The sequence below is a fragment of the Acinetobacter sp. V104_13 genome, from assembly GCF_031798995.1.
Taxonomy (GTDB): Bacteria; Pseudomonadota; Gammaproteobacteria; order Pseudomonadales; family Moraxellaceae; genus Acinetobacter; species Acinetobacter pittii.
This window is the reverse complement of sequence record NZ_JAVQNP010000027.1, coordinates 880,127-894,226: the sequence shown is the minus strand read 5'-3', so window position 1 is coordinate 894,226 and position 14,100 is coordinate 880,127. Positions and strand designations below refer to the sequence as shown.

At 42.0% G+C, this 14,100-nt stretch carries 11 protein-coding genes; 4 read left to right on the top strand and 7 right to left on the bottom strand.

The annotated features are described in order from the left end of the window. Window positions 1-139 precede the first annotated feature (139 nt). The 4 genes from gudD to RMB06_RS17015 all read left to right on the top strand — a co-directional run bounded on the left by gudD (window position 140) and on the right by RMB06_RS17015 (window position 5,224). Window positions 140-1,474, top strand: a complete 1,335-nt coding sequence (gene gudD / locus RMB06_RS17030; RefSeq protein WP_002120503.1) for a glucarate dehydratase — start codon at window positions 140-142, stop codon at window positions 1,472-1,474. Window positions 1,475-1,740: 266 nt separating this feature from the next. Beyond that, on the top strand, window positions 1,741-2,652 hold the full coding sequence (gene kdgD, locus RMB06_RS17025) for a 5-dehydro-4-deoxyglucarate dehydratase (protein ID WP_016802994.1): 912 nt from the start codon (window positions 1,741-1,743) through the stop codon (window positions 2,650-2,652). 30 nt (window positions 2,653-2,682) lie between these two features. After that, window positions 2,683-4,269 carry an aldehyde dehydrogenase (NADP(+)) gene (locus RMB06_RS17020; protein ID WP_002120529.1) on the top strand — a complete coding sequence of 529 codons (1,587 nt, stop codon included), beginning with the start codon at window positions 2,683-2,685 and terminating at the stop codon, window positions 4,267-4,269. A gap of 241 nt (window positions 4,270-4,510) precedes the next feature. Continuing rightward, window positions 4,511-5,224, top strand: a complete 714-nt coding sequence (locus RMB06_RS17015) for a FadR/GntR family transcriptional regulator (protein ID WP_014206150.1) — start codon at window positions 4,511-4,513, stop codon at window positions 5,222-5,224. Between the two features lie 72 nt (window positions 5,225-5,296). Here RMB06_RS17015 and RMB06_RS17010 read toward each other — a convergent pair whose 3' ends face one another. From RMB06_RS17010 to RMB06_RS16980, 7 genes are all read right to left on the bottom strand, one after another. Then, window positions 5,297-7,048: a tannase/feruloyl esterase family alpha/beta hydrolase gene (locus tag RMB06_RS17010; RefSeq protein WP_311080480.1), complete on the bottom strand. Its 1,752-nt coding sequence runs from the start codon at window positions 7,046-7,048 to the stop codon at window positions 5,297-5,299. A 33-nt stretch (window positions 7,049-7,081) separates the two neighbouring features. Beyond that, the gene (locus tag RMB06_RS17005; protein ID WP_063098395.1) at window positions 7,082-7,471 is read right to left on the bottom strand and encodes a PaaI family thioesterase; all 390 of its coding nucleotides are present in this window, start codon (window positions 7,469-7,471) and stop codon (window positions 7,082-7,084) included. Window positions 7,472-7,511: 40 nt separating this feature from the next. Then, on the bottom strand, window positions 7,512-8,048 hold the full coding sequence (locus tag RMB06_RS17000; protein ID WP_202732790.1) for a DUF3237 domain-containing protein: 537 nt from the start codon (window positions 8,046-8,048) through the stop codon (window positions 7,512-7,514). Window positions 8,049-8,104: 56 nt separating this feature from the next. Then, the gene (locus RMB06_RS16995; protein ID WP_311080476.1) at window positions 8,105-9,355 is read right to left on the bottom strand and encodes an OprD family porin; all 1,251 of its coding nucleotides are present in this window, start codon (window positions 9,353-9,355) and stop codon (window positions 8,105-8,107) included. Between the two features lie 81 nt (window positions 9,356-9,436). Then, on the bottom strand, window positions 9,437-10,576 hold the full coding sequence (locus RMB06_RS16990; RefSeq protein WP_063098398.1) for an acyl-CoA dehydrogenase family protein: 1,140 nt from the start codon (window positions 10,574-10,576) through the stop codon (window positions 9,437-9,439). 74 nt (window positions 10,577-10,650) lie between these two features. Next, window positions 10,651-12,537 (bottom strand): feruloyl-CoA synthase, encoded by a 1,887-nt coding sequence (locus tag RMB06_RS16985; RefSeq protein WP_311080472.1) that lies wholly within the window; start codon window positions 12,535-12,537, stop codon window positions 10,651-10,653. A gap of 82 nt (window positions 12,538-12,619) precedes the next feature. Further along, window positions 12,620-14,071 carry an aldehyde dehydrogenase gene (locus RMB06_RS16980; RefSeq protein ID WP_311080470.1) on the bottom strand — a complete coding sequence of 484 codons (1,452 nt, stop codon included), beginning with the start codon at window positions 14,069-14,071 and terminating at the stop codon, window positions 12,620-12,622. Window positions 14,072-14,100: the final 29 nt, after the last annotated feature.

Sequence of the window (14,100 nt, the reverse complement as noted above, 5' to 3'; positions counted from 1 at the left end):
ACATCATATGATTAAAAATATTATTTTGGCAAGTAGGGTCGAAAAATAATTTTTATGCGGGTTTATATTGACAAGTTGTCTGATGTCTTATAAGTTTTGGTAATGAAAAAATAGTATCAGAATGCCAAGGAGTATTTTAATGGCGACCTCTACACCTATCGTTAAATCAATTCGAGTAATTCCTGTTGCTGGACATGACAGCATGCTGCTCAATTTGAGTGGTGCTCATGGACCTTATTTCACTCGTAACATACTTATTATCGAAGATAACTCTGGAAATATTGGTGTAGGTGAAATTCCGGGTGGAGAAAAAATTTTAGCGACATTAAATGATGCTAAAGCCTTGGTAGAAGGGCAGCCGATTGGCGAATATAAAAATCTACTTAAAAAAATTCAGCAAACTTTTGCTGATCGTGACAGTGGTGGTCGAGGCAATCAAACCTTTGATTTACGTACCACAATTCATGTTGTAACGGCTTATGAGTCAGCATTACTGGATTTGCTTGGCAAGCATTTAAATGTGAATGTCGCAAGCTTACTAGGTGAAGGCCAGCAACGTAGTGAAGTTGAAGTTTTAGGATATTTATTCTTTATCGGTGACCGAAAACAGACTTCATTAGACTATGCGACTACACCTAAGCATAACCATGACTGGTATAAAGTCCGTCATGAAAAAGCGTTAACACCCGAGGCAGTACAGCGTTTAGCAGAAGCATCTTATGACCGTTATGGTTTTAAAGACTTTAAGTTAAAAGGTGGTGTATTACAGGGCGAACAAGAAGCTGAAGCTGTTACAGCAATCGCGCGCCGTTTCCCGGATGCGCGTGTGACACTTGATCCAAACGGAGCATGGTTTTTAGATGAAGCAATTGCTTTAGGTAAACATTTAAAAGGTGTGCTGGCCTATGCGGAAGACCCGTGTGGTGCAGAACAAGGTTATTCAAGCCGTGAAATTATGGCCGAGTTTAAACGTGCAACAGGCTTACCCACTGCGACCAATATGATTGCTACGGACTGGCGAGAAATGTCGCATAGTATTCAATTGCAAGCTGTTGATATTCCTTTGGCTGATCCACATTTTTGGACATTGGAAGGTTCGGTTCGAGTTTCACAGCTCTGCAATATGTATAACTTAACGTGGGGTTCGCATTCTAATAATCACTTTGATATTTCACTTGCCATGTTTACCCATGTTGCTGCCGCTGCGGTAGGTAAGGTAACGGCAATTGATACGCACTGGATTTGGCAAGAAGGTACAGATCAGCTCACTAAAGCACCGCTTGAAATTAAAGACGGTAAAATTCAGGTGCCAACAGCACCGGGACTTGGGGTTGAGCTGGACTGGGATAGAATTAATCAAGCCCATGAACTGTATAAATTAAAAGGTTTAGGGGCTCGTAATGATGCCGATGCGATGCAATTTTTAATACCAAATTGGTCATTTAATAATAAAAAGCCGTGTTTGGTTCGTTAATGTTTTACCGATATCTTTGAAAAATTCGCTTTTTGAGTTTTCTTAATGCTTTGCTGTCCATATGGGCAGCTTTTTTTATGTCTAACGATTAGTCCTAATATTGAGAGTTTTTAAAGATGTTTTATAAAACAATAGGTTAAATTATTTTAGATAATGAACTTTGATCTTTTTAAAAAATTTAATTTTTCAGAGGAAAAATATATTGATTAAAATAAAATTTATGATGTAAGATGTCTGACAACATAAACATGTATGGATATTTTCTAATGGATGCTCTTGAGTTAAAAAACATTGTTTCTGATGGCCTTCTTTCTTTTCCGGTTACTGACTTTGACCAAAATGGGGACTTTAACAAATCTTCTTATGCAAAACGTCTTGAATGGTTAGCGCCTTATGGTGCAAGTGCATTATTTGCTGCGGGTGGTACAGGCGAGTTTTTCTCGTTAACTGGAAGTGAATACTCTGACGTGATTAAAACAGCTGTCGATACTTGTAAAGGTAGTGTACCGATTATTGCTGGGGCAGGTGGTCCGACACGTCAGGCGATTGAACAGGCAAAAGAAGCAGAGCGCTTAGGTGCACACGGTATTTTGTTAATGCCGCATTACTTAACTGAAGCAAGCCAGGAAGGTTTGATCGAACATGTCAAACAAGTATGTAACTCAGTAGATTTTGGCGTAATTTTTTATAATCGTAGCGTTTCAAGATTAAATCTCGATTCAATCCAAAAATTAGCCGAGATGTGCCCGAACTTAATCGGATTTAAAGACAGCTCTGGTCAAATCGATATGATGACAGCAGTGACTCAGACTATGGGTGATCGTTTGTCATATTTAGGTGGTTTACCAACAGCAGAAGTTTTTGCAGCGCCATATAAAGCCTTAGGTTGTCCAGTTTATTCATCAGCTGTATTTAACTTTATTCCAAAGACTGCAATGGAGTTTTATAACGCGCTTCGCAGTAATGACTTTGAAACAACTAATCGTTTAATTAAAGATTTCTTCTTGCCATTGATAAAAATTCGCGACCGTAAATCTGGTTATGCTGTAAGCATGATTAAAGCAGGTGCCAAAATTGTTGGGCACGACGCAGGTCCTGTGCGTCCACCATTAAGTGATTTAACTCAAGCAGACTATGAAGATTTGGCTGCTCTCATTGTGACACTTGGTCCGCAATAATTCTAACTGTTTAGGTATTGGAGCTTTAAAATGAGTAAAAATAACGGTCGGCAGTTTATTAATGGCGAACGCGTTGCTGCAAATGCACCAGCTTTAGAAAGTATAGCTGCAAAAGACTATCAGCCAACAGGTTATGTATTTAGTCAGGCAACACTTGAAGAAGTAGATCAGGCTGCTCAAGCTGCGCATAACGCTTTTTTAGTTTATAGCCAAACGACTCAAGAACAACGTGCATCTTTTCTTGAAGAAATTGCTCGCCAAATTGAAGCATTGGGTGCGAACTTGCAAGAGGTTGCTTCACTTGAAACAGGTTTGCCACTTGCTCGTCTTCAAGGGGAGACAGGGCGGGTTACTGGCCAGCTAAGACTATTTGCTGAACTTTTACGCCGCGGCGATTTTTATGGTGCCCGTATTGATGTGGCATTGCCAGAACGTAAGCCTTTACCGCGTGTCGATCTACGTCAGTATAAAGTTGGGGTAGGGCCAGTTGCCGTGTTTGGCGCGAGTAATTTCCCACTTGCATTTTCAACTGCAGGCGGTGATACCGTAGCTGCTTTAGCAGCAGGGTGTCCGGTTGTCTTTAAAGCACACTCTGGCCATATGGCAACTGCTGAGCTTGTTGCAGAAGCCATTGAAAAAGCAATTGAAGTTTGCGATATGCCTAAAGGCACATTCAATATGATTTTTGGTGGCCGTATTGGCGCAAACTTGGTAGAACATCCACTGATTCAGGCAGCTGGTTTTACGGGTTCTCTTGAAGGCGGAATGGCACTTTATAACCTTGCGCAGAGCCGTCCTCAGCCAATTCCTTTCTTTGCTGAAATGTCGAGTGTGAACCCTGTGGTGGTTTTACCTGAAGCACTTCATTCACGTGGTGAACAAATTGCTCAGGATACGGTTGCCTCATTCAATATGGGATGTGGTCAGTTCTGTACAAAGCCAGGTCTAATTTTAGGTGTAAAAGGCCCCGAGTTTGATCGCTTTATTACGGCTTTAGTTGAAAGCACGCAAAAAGCTGTGCCTCAGGTTATGTTGAATGAAGGTACTTTAAAAAGCTATCGAACTGGTATTGATGCATTAATAAATGAAGCTGGTTTTGAAGTTATTGCGACAGGACAAGAGGCCGAGCTAGTTTCTCAAGCAAAAGCACATCTGTTTAAAGCGGACCAATCTGTTTTATTGTCAGGCAATCCGAAGCTTCAACATGAAGTTTTCGGGCCAATGTCGATTGTGATTGCAGTCGAAGATGAAGCCACTCTGTTGAAGGGGATTGAAGCTTTAGGTGGACAGCTTACAGCAACCATTATTGGTGATGAAAACGAGTTGTCTAAGGCAGGCGAGCTTCTTGATTTGTTAACCCGTAAAGCTGGCCGTGTATTGTTTAATGGTTTCCCAACAGGGGTTGAAGTGTCTGATGCGATGGTGCATGGTGGGCCTTTCCCTGCAACAAGTGATGCACGCGGAACTTCGGTAGGTACGGGAGCAATTGAGCGCTTCTTGCGTCCGGTATGTTTCCAAAATACGCCACAAGTTTTATTACCCGATGTATTAAAAGATAGTAATCCACTACAGATTACTCGTCTGGTCAATGGACAGTTAACTCAGGCTCAAATTTAAAAGTTGTGCAGCTCAATTAAAGCTATTGGGCTGCATATTTTTTAACTTATTCAACGTATTATTAAATATCATCAGAAGCATAAGTTGCTTACTTTTTAAATATGTGTGAGGGTTTGATAAGAGAGATAAAATATTTTGATTTTAATAACTTAGAGGTATAAAAACCGAATATGACTATCGTCTAAGTTTATAGTAAAATGAATTTTCTAATTTTTTCAACATTTCATGAGTTCTTCAAATTATGTCTAGTGCAATTAAACCTAGATCAACAAAAAAACTAAGCCAGATTATTGTAGAACAACTGATCGAAAAAATTCAGTCTGGAGACTTCCAAGTCGGAGAGAAAATTCCGACCGAACTTGAATTAATTGAAACTTTTGAAGTAAGCCGTTCTGTTATTCGCGAAGCAATTACTGAGTTGCGTTCATTAGGGTTTGTCGAGACTCGTCACGGGATTGGTACTTTTGTAAAAGAACAGACAGTTGAGCAAAATTTTTTGCTGTCTAATGCCAGTTTAGAAACCATTAACGATATTGTTTCTTTACTTGAGCTTAGGATTAGTCTTGAGTCGGAAGCTGTCTTTTTAGCATCTGAGCGCCGTAAGCAAATCCATATTGATAAAATGAAAGCTGCGCTTCAAGACTTTGAGCGTCATATTTCATCAGATGCCAATGATGGTACGGTAAAAGCTGACTATGATTTCCATATTGCCATTGCTGAAGCTTCTGAAAACCAATATTTCGTTGATTTTCTAAAGTATCTTGGCGAAAAAATTATTCCACGTGCACGTTTAAAATCTATTGAGCAAAGTCCTGAAAACCGCGAAGAATATTTAAAAGCGGTTCACCATGATCATGTCAATATTTATAACGCAATTGTCGATCAGGATGGTTTATTGGCCCGACAAATGATGCGAGCTCATTTGTCTAAAAGTATTAAAAAGTTTAAGCAGTGAGCTTGAGCTAAGATTGGGCAGAGTAAGATAAAAAGAGAGCTTAAGTAAGCTCTCTTTTTATCTTATTGGATGTTATTTACAGCTAAAGTTTTCAGCTTTTTCGCTATCACCTTGACCATTGTAACGGGCGATCAGTGGGTAAGGGCAAAGTGGACGGGTGCGGTCTGGCGCCCAGTCTTGTGGAAGCTCAGTATTGATTTGACCACTTGGGTTACCTGCGCCGCGTGCGGTTGCAATGATTTTGTCAGGTGCTTGTCCATATTCCACCCAGTTAACTAAAGCAGTCAATGCATCAAACTGGTCGGTCGCAATACCATCACGGGTATGGTTCATACCCGGAACTCTAAAGAAACGCGCAAATTCAGGCGCTGTACCTTTCGCATCATTTTTATAGTGTTGTAGCAGTTGATCGTACCAATTTTGGGTGTCATCTACAGAGAAAACGCCATCTGCTGTGCCTTGTACCACAATCATTTTTCCACCGTGATTACGGAGTTTATCTAGATTAAGTTCATCAGGTGGCATCATGAAAGACATCGAACTTTCAGTATAAACATCATTGGTTGCCGAGAGTTTTGGATAGTCGGTATCGAAGTTAAAATTAAAGGCAAATTGTCTAGAATTTTGAGTCACAGTTGGGTCTGGTGGAACCTGAAAAAGAATTCCAACTGCAACGGGGTCACGTGCTGTTCCCACAGAAGATTCAAATTTCCAGCTTGCCCAGTTACTACCGACTAAACCGGGGTCGAAAGGTTGGGTTGCATAGAGGGCTTGTCCAGCAGAGTTTACAGGACCACGGTAAATGTTGGCTAATACATCAATTTGTTCGGTGCTTAAACAAGTCCCATCTCTTGTGCTTGAGCAAACGGGTACATGCTTATGAATATCAAAAGCTGTACGGCAAGCTTCGACATCTTGAACCAGCCCATCTGCAACACCGTCTAAGGCATCGCATCGATCTAAAATAGCTTTTGCTAATACTTTGCGCTCTGGAAGAGTTAGAGCAGTACTTAGGTCATTTTCATCTGTTGCGACACGACGAAGCTGTTGTGCTGTGTAGAGTTGAGCTGCGGCTGCACGAGGTAGGTGAAAACCTGGTGTACTCGCTAGAATTCCGTCATATTGGTCGCCCAAACGAGTTGCGGCAACCATGGCATGACGGCCACCGTTCGATGTGCCGCCTGCATAGGAGCGATCTGGTAATTTTCCATATGCGGCTTTAATTAGGTTTTTTGCCATAGGCGTGAGTTTGGTAATTGCACCATAGCCGTAGTTAATTCTGGCTTGAGGGTCTAAACCAAACATTGGATTTTGTGAAGCGTTATGTCCGGCATCGGAGGAAATAACAGCAAAACCATCATGCAGGGCATTGGTGAGTGGGCCACCGCTGCCGACCTGACCTGTTGCAGGAACTAAATTACCATCGGTTCCGCCATTACCTTGATAGAGGAAACGGCCGTTCCAGTCTATTGGTAAGCGCATTTCAAAACCAATTTGATAAGTTTGTCCATCGACAGGGCTTACCCGTTGATCCATATAACCTTTGACCAAACAATGTGCGCCAATCGGTTTGTTGGCGACAGTCAATGTACCTGCTTCTTGAAGGGTAGCTGAGCTAATAACGGTATTGTTGTACTGAAATCCGAGTAAGTCTGAACAGCTTCCTGTCATTTTTACGCCAACAGCAGGAGATAACTGCGGTGGTTTGGTTGTTGAGGGAATCGTTGTGTCATCACTATCACTTCCACAGCCTGCCAAAGAACCAAGCATGGCAAGTACTAAAGCGGAGTGGGTCAAAATTCGTTTATTGTTGGTGTAATTCATTTATTCATATCCTTATTGAATGAATGGTCGCAATTAATCTAAAACCAGAAAATTAGCTGTGCTTCGTGCAATCATTTTGTTGTTTTGCCAAGCTTCACTTTCGAGATTTAGTACAGTTTTGCCTTGTTTAATGAATCGGCATTTTGTAATGACTTCACCCACAGCACAGGGCCTTAAAAAATCCATTGTTAAGTTGATGGTGGTAGCGGGTTTATGGTTATTGGCCAGATATGCAAAAAGTCCCATCACGTCGTCAAGCATGGCGCAGATCATGCCACCTTCAACGGTGCCGCGTGGATTGGTAAAGCTTTCTAGCGCCGTGTAGTGGATGGTGAGTTCAGTGTTTTGTTCATTCCAATGGATATTGTGTCCACCTAAATGGTGATGGATGGGTGGTAAGTGTTCTAAAGTTTTTTGATTCATAATGAAGGCTCCATCCTTTTTGTAAGTGTTATAAAAATTATTATTTCAGCGTATAGGCATCATAAATAACCGCTTTGCCCAAACGCATTGCACTACCTACCGCAACGGTCTGGTTAAGCCATGAATATTGAGGTGAGCTGGTTTCAAACTGCATGGTAATTTTGAAATAGTAATTTTTCGGGTCGACATCTTTGCCTTGGGCAAGCTGTTTTAGTGTTTCTGCCGAGCCATGTCGGTAACCTTTGGTTTGAAGGTAAATAAGCGCACCATCATTGGTTTCTAATAGATATCGCGTATCAATAATGGCTAGCCCTTTACTGTCGACAATTTGCCAATCTGCGCCATTATTTAAAATGCGGCCCTTAAAGGATTTGCCTTCGAATGTCCCACCTGTAATGGGAATAATTCGGCGTTTACCAGCATCACTGGTCGTGCCTAATTCCCAAACAGGTGCATTTAGATCAACACTAAATTTTGCTAAAGGCTCAAGCTGAATGGGTGGTGGGTTATATTGCGTTTCGGCATGAGACAGGGCAATGAGACAAATTCCGCAGAGTAGTGTTACAACTTTCTTCATGATGAATTTCCCGAAATAAAAAGAGGTTCTATGTGTGACAGAACCTCTGGTTTTAATTATTTAAATTTCCATGTGTAGTCGATGTTGATACGGGTTTCGTTTACAGGTTTGATGTTGGCTGTAGAGAGCATGTTGTTGTCATAAATGGCGTAGCGCGCGCGTAGCCCTAGATTTTTTAACCAGCCACTTTGAACGGTGTAGCCTAAATCAAAGTCTGTTTCGCGTTCTTTTAGATTGGTTCCACCTAAGTTGGGTGCATAAATATTGTGACCTGTGGTGTAACGGGTCATAAACCGTAAACCCGGAACATAATCTTTAAAGTCATATTCATAACGGAAGCTATAGGCTTTTTCTTTTGGGTTTAAAAACTCGCCCGGCCATGTATCAATGAGTAGACCAGTTTCACCTCCGGTCAAATACGGAAAAGCGGTGTCGCCATGATGTTGGAAGGTGCCAAAAATAAATTTATGGTTTTGATGTTTAAGTTCGAAATGCGCATGATAAAGGTCATTATCGACTAAACCTGCTTTTGCTTGTCCATCATCGCGGCTGCGGTAGTATCGTAATTGTGAACTAAAGTTGGTGGTGTCATTAATTTTGTGTTGATGTAGTGTGCCGACCATGGTTTGGTTATAAAGGTCATCAACATCCATGTAAAAAGCGGTGAGTTTGAGTGCAGGATTAAACTGATAGTTTCCACCTAAATAATAGAGTCCATCAGTTTCGGCACTTTTAAATCGTCCATTCACCCCAGAAATTTTAATTTTTTCATAGTTGGTCGAATCCCGATGATTTACTTTATCAAGATAGGCTGCCTGTAAATCAAAATCTTTAATATCTTTACTGGTCAGTGAAATTCCTCGATAGGTTTGAGGAAGCAAACGAGCAGGTGAAGCCACTAAAACAGGGTTCATTGGCATGAGCGTACCAATGCGTAACTCGGTCTGACTCATTTTCGCTTTTGCTGTGACCCCAATTTCGCCATAAGAGTCAGCAGGTTCATTGGTGCGCGTGTCTCTAGGTAAGTTACCTGTACCTCCATGCTCTGCATCGGCATCAAGTTTAAAACCCGCCGTTGCAAGCACATCCAGCCCAAAACCGACAGTCCCTTCGGTATAACCTGAATTGGCTTTAAGAATAAACCCTTGTGTCCAGTCCTTGGCAGCAGGGTAAGCAGATTGCTCTTGATAGTCGCGGTCAAAATAGAAATTTCGCGTGGTGAGTTCTACTGAACTGTTGTCAATAAAATTGCCAGCCCACACTGAACCTGAGAGCATAAGGGTAGAGTACATCCATAATTTCGACATAGCATTTCTTCCTGAAATATCATTTCTTGTTTTCAACAAGGCATAGTTGTTGTGTCTGCCTTGTTTGGTTTTTAAATCGAATTATTTTCCGAGCAGTTCTCGGGCCACGATTTCTTTCATAATTTCATTGGTTCCCCCATAAATTTTTTGTACCCTTGCATCCACAAAAAAACGCGAGATTGGGTATTCCTGCATGTAACCGTAACCACCAAAAAGCTGAAGTAATTGATCAATCACTTCACATTGGACATCGGTGATAAAGCATTTCAGTGCGGCAACTTGAGTGACGCTTAACTGGTGTTGTTGATACAGCGCTGCACATTGGTCTACAAAAGCTTGAGCGGCTTTTGCTTTAATTTGCGCGTTTGCGAGTACAAACCGCGTGTTTTGCATTTGACTTAAAGGTTGTCCGAAAGCTTTACGCTCTAATACATAGTCTTGGGTCAGTTCGATGGCGCCTAAAATTGACCCCAAAGCCATCATGGAAATACTCAAACGTTCGCGAGGTAACTCTTGCATTAAATAAGCAAAGCCTTGTCCTTCTTCCCCCAAACGCTGAGTTGCCGGCACACAAACATCATCAAAAAATAGTTCGGCTGTATCTTGGGCATGCAGCCCGATTTTTTGTAAAGAGCGACCTTTTTTAACGCCGTCTAAAGCAGCATCAACTAATAATATTGAAATGCCTTTTGCTTTAGCTTGAGGGTCAGTTTTTGCCACCAAAACAATCAGGTCGGCATGTAATCCATTTGAAATAAACGTTTTTGAACCATTCACACGATAGTGGTCATTTTCTAAAATGGCTTGAGTGCGTATAGCCTGTAAGTCTGAACCTGCATTTGCTTCGGTCATGGCAATTGCAGTGACGACTTCACCTGTCACCATTTTCGGTAACCAATAGCGTTTTTGCTCTTCAGTTCCGATATTTTGCAGGTAAGGAGAAACCAATTCATTTTGCCCGCCAATGGCGACAGCTAAAGATGCAAAGCCAGCTTGAGCAGTTTCTTGAACCAACATGAGTGAGTAGTGCACAGGAGCGCCATAGCCGCCATATTCCTCAGGCACATCGACGCACAAAAAACCATTCTCCCCAAGACGAAGCCATAGATCACGTGGGATAAGGCCATCGTGTTCCCACTGTTCATAATACGGGGCAACCTGTTCTTTTAAGAACCTGCGATAGCTGTCCCGAAATAGTTCAAATTCTGTATCGTGTGGCATGTTGAACCTTTTTTAGGCAAAAGTGAGGCTGTAGCTCAAACCGAAATTTGAGCTTCCTTTTTTATTTCAATTGCTTATTGTTTTAAGGTGGGCACCCGAATAATCAGTGGGTTATCAGTCTGCTTTTGATAAAGCTCATCAATTAAAGCTGCACGACGTTTAGTAATACTGCTTTGATTGAGATTGCCTTTATCAGTCACTTCGCCTGCATCGAGTTGAGGTGGCTCGGTCATTAAATAAAGCATTGAGACTGTATTTGAACTGCCAGTCGCATCTTTATTAAAGGTGGTTAAAAATTGGCGGAACCATTGTTGGACTTTAGGATGCTGTAATATCTCTGTTGCAGAATGTTCACCAAGCTTAAGACCTGCATATTGAGCACACGCTTCTAATTTTGGAAAAATCAGAAAACCCACAGCATTCAGGTTTGAACCAGTAATACAAACATCTTGAACCAGTAAATTACCTTGAATCAGTACTTTGTTGCGTAGTGTGCCCACATTCACAAAAGTACCCGTATTGAGTTTAAAGTCTTCGGCAATTCGTCCGTCGTACATCAGACCTTTAGTTGGATCATTGATGTCGACTAAACGCACAGCATCACCCGTATGGAAAAAGCCTTCATCGTCAAACACAGTGCTTTGCTGGTCTGCCTTAAGACGCCAATAGCCTTTCATGACATGCTTGCCACGAACACAAAACTCTAGTTTGTCGCCACATGGCACTAGCTTAATTTCGCATCCCGGAGCAGGGTATCCAATAAAACCAGCCATCACACGTGGGCCAGTGGTAAAAGCACAAGAGGGAGCAGTTTCAGTCATGCCCAATCCACTCATTATGCGAATTTTTTCTCCGCAATGTTGCTGAGCAATTTTATCGAGTCTGTTCCAGCCCGCTTCTGAAAGCGCTGCACCTGCAAAGAATAGAATTTTAACTTTGGCAAAAAAGCGGTCTCTTAATTCTTCATCTTTTTCTAAAGCGTCGGTAAGTTCTTCCCAACCTTTTGGCACATTTAAATAAACGGTTGGAGAAATTTCTTTGAGATTACGAATAGTTTCGTCAAATTTTCCTGCAACGGGTTTGCCATCATCAATGTAAATCGTACCGCCGTTATAGAGTGCGATGCCGACATTGTGACTGCCGCCAAATGTGTGGTGCCAAGACAGCCAGTCGAGTAGGACAGGCGGCGTTTCTTCAAACTCAGGGAAAGTTTGTAATAACATTTGCTGATTAACACACAACATTAAATGCGTGGTCGGCACAGCTTTAGGGAGTTTGGTTGAACCTGACGTAAATAAGAACTTGGCAATTTGGTTTTCATCAAGGGTTTGATAAAACTCTTGGACATTTGAAACAGGCGTATCTAAAAGCGATTGAAAAGATGTGCAGATCTGATCGCCCACAATGCCTTTATTGGTCACCACTTCAATATCAGGCGTAATACATGCCTGAATCGCTTTGGCAAAAGCTTGTCCATCGCTGGCATAAACCATACCAGGTGTGAGCACTTCAAACACATGTTTGAGTTTGCCAAAGTCTTGAGAAATCAGAGAGTAGGCAGGGGAAATAGCCGAGAAAGGCACACCCGCCAGCATGGCACCCATAGAGAGTGTTAAATGTTCGAGATCATTGCCACTTAAAATGACCAGAGGTCTTTCTTGGCTTAAATTACGGTCATGCAAAGCTTGAGCAATGTGCCATGCACGTTGTAAAACTTCTGCATAACTCAGTTTGACCCATTCGCCTTGAGCATTGCGTTTTGCTGCAAAAATATGGTCGGGTTTGGTTTGTGCAAAATGAATTAACCGATCTGTCAGTTTTTGTGGATACGGTTTTAATTGCTCTTTTGGGCTGATATAGAGCGTGTCATCTTTGTGGTGATAATGAATATCATGTTGCCCTAATTTTACGAACCGTTCGCGGTCTTGTGATTGAGTGGCATTCATTTGCATTTCTTTCACTCCATGGAAAGCGCATCACTGCGCTTTATTTTTTTGCATCATGCAATTTTTATTTAATATGTTGTTGTCCGCATTAGCCTGACTAAATCGGGTAATGACGTGATTGGGTTTGAATGGTAATCCAGCGTAGTTCGGTAAATTCGGCAACAGAGACTTTACTACCAAAACGTCCGTAACCACTCGATTTTGTTCCGCCAAATGGCATTTGTGCTTCGTCATGTACGGTTGCGCCGTTAATATGACAAATACCCGAATCAATCTGTTGAGCGACTTCTAATGCCTGTGAAATATTTTGGCTAAACACTGCCGAAGAAAGACCGAACTCGCTGTCATTTGCCAGTGCTACGCCTTCTTCAATGCTTGAAAAACGTTGAACTGTGCATACAGGTCCAAATGATTCTTCACGGTAAAGCAGCATGTCAGGTTTAATATTGAGCACCAGCGTCGGTTGCATGGTGGTGTCTTCAATATGAATGCCTAAAGGTAAGTCAGCCCCTTTGTTTTGGGCATCTTCCAACAAATGCTGAATACGGCTTGCAGCGCGGCGACTTTCTAAAACACCCAGCACATTGTCTTTTGAGGTTGGATTACCTGCCTGAATAGAGCGGGTTTTTTCAATCAGTTTTTCAATAAACTGATCGGCAATATTGTCTTGAACCAAAACACGTTCGGTTGACATACAGATTTGACCCTGATTAAAGAACGCTCCAAAAGCGACTGCATTTACGGCTTCATTAATATCAGCTTCATTTAAAACCAAAACAGGGGCTTTGCCACCGAGTTCGAGTAAAACTGGTTTTAAATATTTGGCAGCAGTCTCGGCAATAATTTTTCCGACTTTGGTTGAACCCGTAAAATTAATACGCTTCACTGCTGGATGAGAAACTAAACGCTCCACGATTTGTGGGGCATCTTCGGCGGCATGCGTAATCACATTGACCACACCTTCACCAAGCCCCGCTTCATGTAACACTTCACCAATGAGACGATGTGTTGCTGGACAAGCTTCAGATGCTTTTAATACAACGGTGTTGCCACAAGCCAAAGGCATAGCAAGCGCACGTGTTGCCAAAATCACAGGGGCGTTCCAAGGCGCAATACCAACAATGACACCGCAAGGAACCCGTACACCCATTGCAAGATTGCCCGGCACATCTGACGGAATCAGGCTTCCATCAATTTGTGTGGTCATTGCTGCTGCTTCACGTAACATGTTGGCAGCAAGGTGAACGTTAAACCCATACCATGTTGCAGTTGAACCTGTTTCTTGCATTCCAGTTTCAATGAATTGCTCGGTTTTTTGGTCCATTAAATCGGCTGCTTTTAATAAACGTAAGCGACGTTCGGTAGGCGAGAGTTTCGACCATACTTTAAAAGCTTGTTGTGCCGATTCGATTGCACGGTCAACATCTTCCAGTGTTGCGGCAGCAGCTTTACTGGCTACTGATCCATCAATTGGGCTAATACGCTCAAAAGTTGCCTGATTTGATGCATCAACAGATCGACCGTGAATAAGTAACTGTACATTTTGCATGGGTTGCGTCCTTACATTGCCATTAAAGT

Bases quoted from the DNA above. Each gene is read 5' to 3' on its own strand.
- gudD (WP_002120503.1), top strand. From the start codon at position 140: ATGGCGACCTCTACACCTATCGTTAAATCAATTCGAGTAATTCCTGTT.
- kdgD (WP_016802994.1), top strand. From the start codon at position 1,741: ATGGATGCTCTTGAGTTAAAAAACATTGTTTCTGATGGCCTTCTTTCT.
- RMB06_RS17020 (WP_002120529.1), top strand. From the start codon at position 2,683: ATGAGTAAAAATAACGGTCGGCAGTTTATTAATGGCGAACGCGTTGCT.
- RMB06_RS17015 (WP_014206150.1), top strand. From the start codon at position 4,511: ATGTCTAGTGCAATTAAACCTAGATCAACAAAAAAACTAAGCCAGATT.
- RMB06_RS17010 (WP_311080480.1), bottom strand. From the start codon at position 7,048: ATGAATTACACCAACAATAAACGAATTTTGACCCACTCCGCTTTAGTA.
- RMB06_RS17005 (WP_063098395.1), bottom strand. From the start codon at position 7,471: ATGAATCAAAAAACTTTAGAACACTTACCACCCATCCATCACCATTTA.
- RMB06_RS17000 (WP_202732790.1), bottom strand. From the start codon at position 8,048: ATGAAGAAAGTTGTAACACTACTCTGCGGAATTTGTCTCATTGCCCTG.
- RMB06_RS16995 (WP_311080476.1), bottom strand. From the start codon at position 9,355: ATGTCGAAATTATGGATGTACTCTACCCTTATGCTCTCAGGTTCAGTG.
- RMB06_RS16990 (WP_063098398.1), bottom strand. From the start codon at position 10,576: ATGCCACACGATACAGAATTTGAACTATTTCGGGACAGCTATCGCAGG.
- RMB06_RS16980 (WP_311080470.1), bottom strand. From the start codon at position 14,071: ATGCAAAATGTACAGTTACTTATTCACGGTCGATCTGTTGATGCATCA.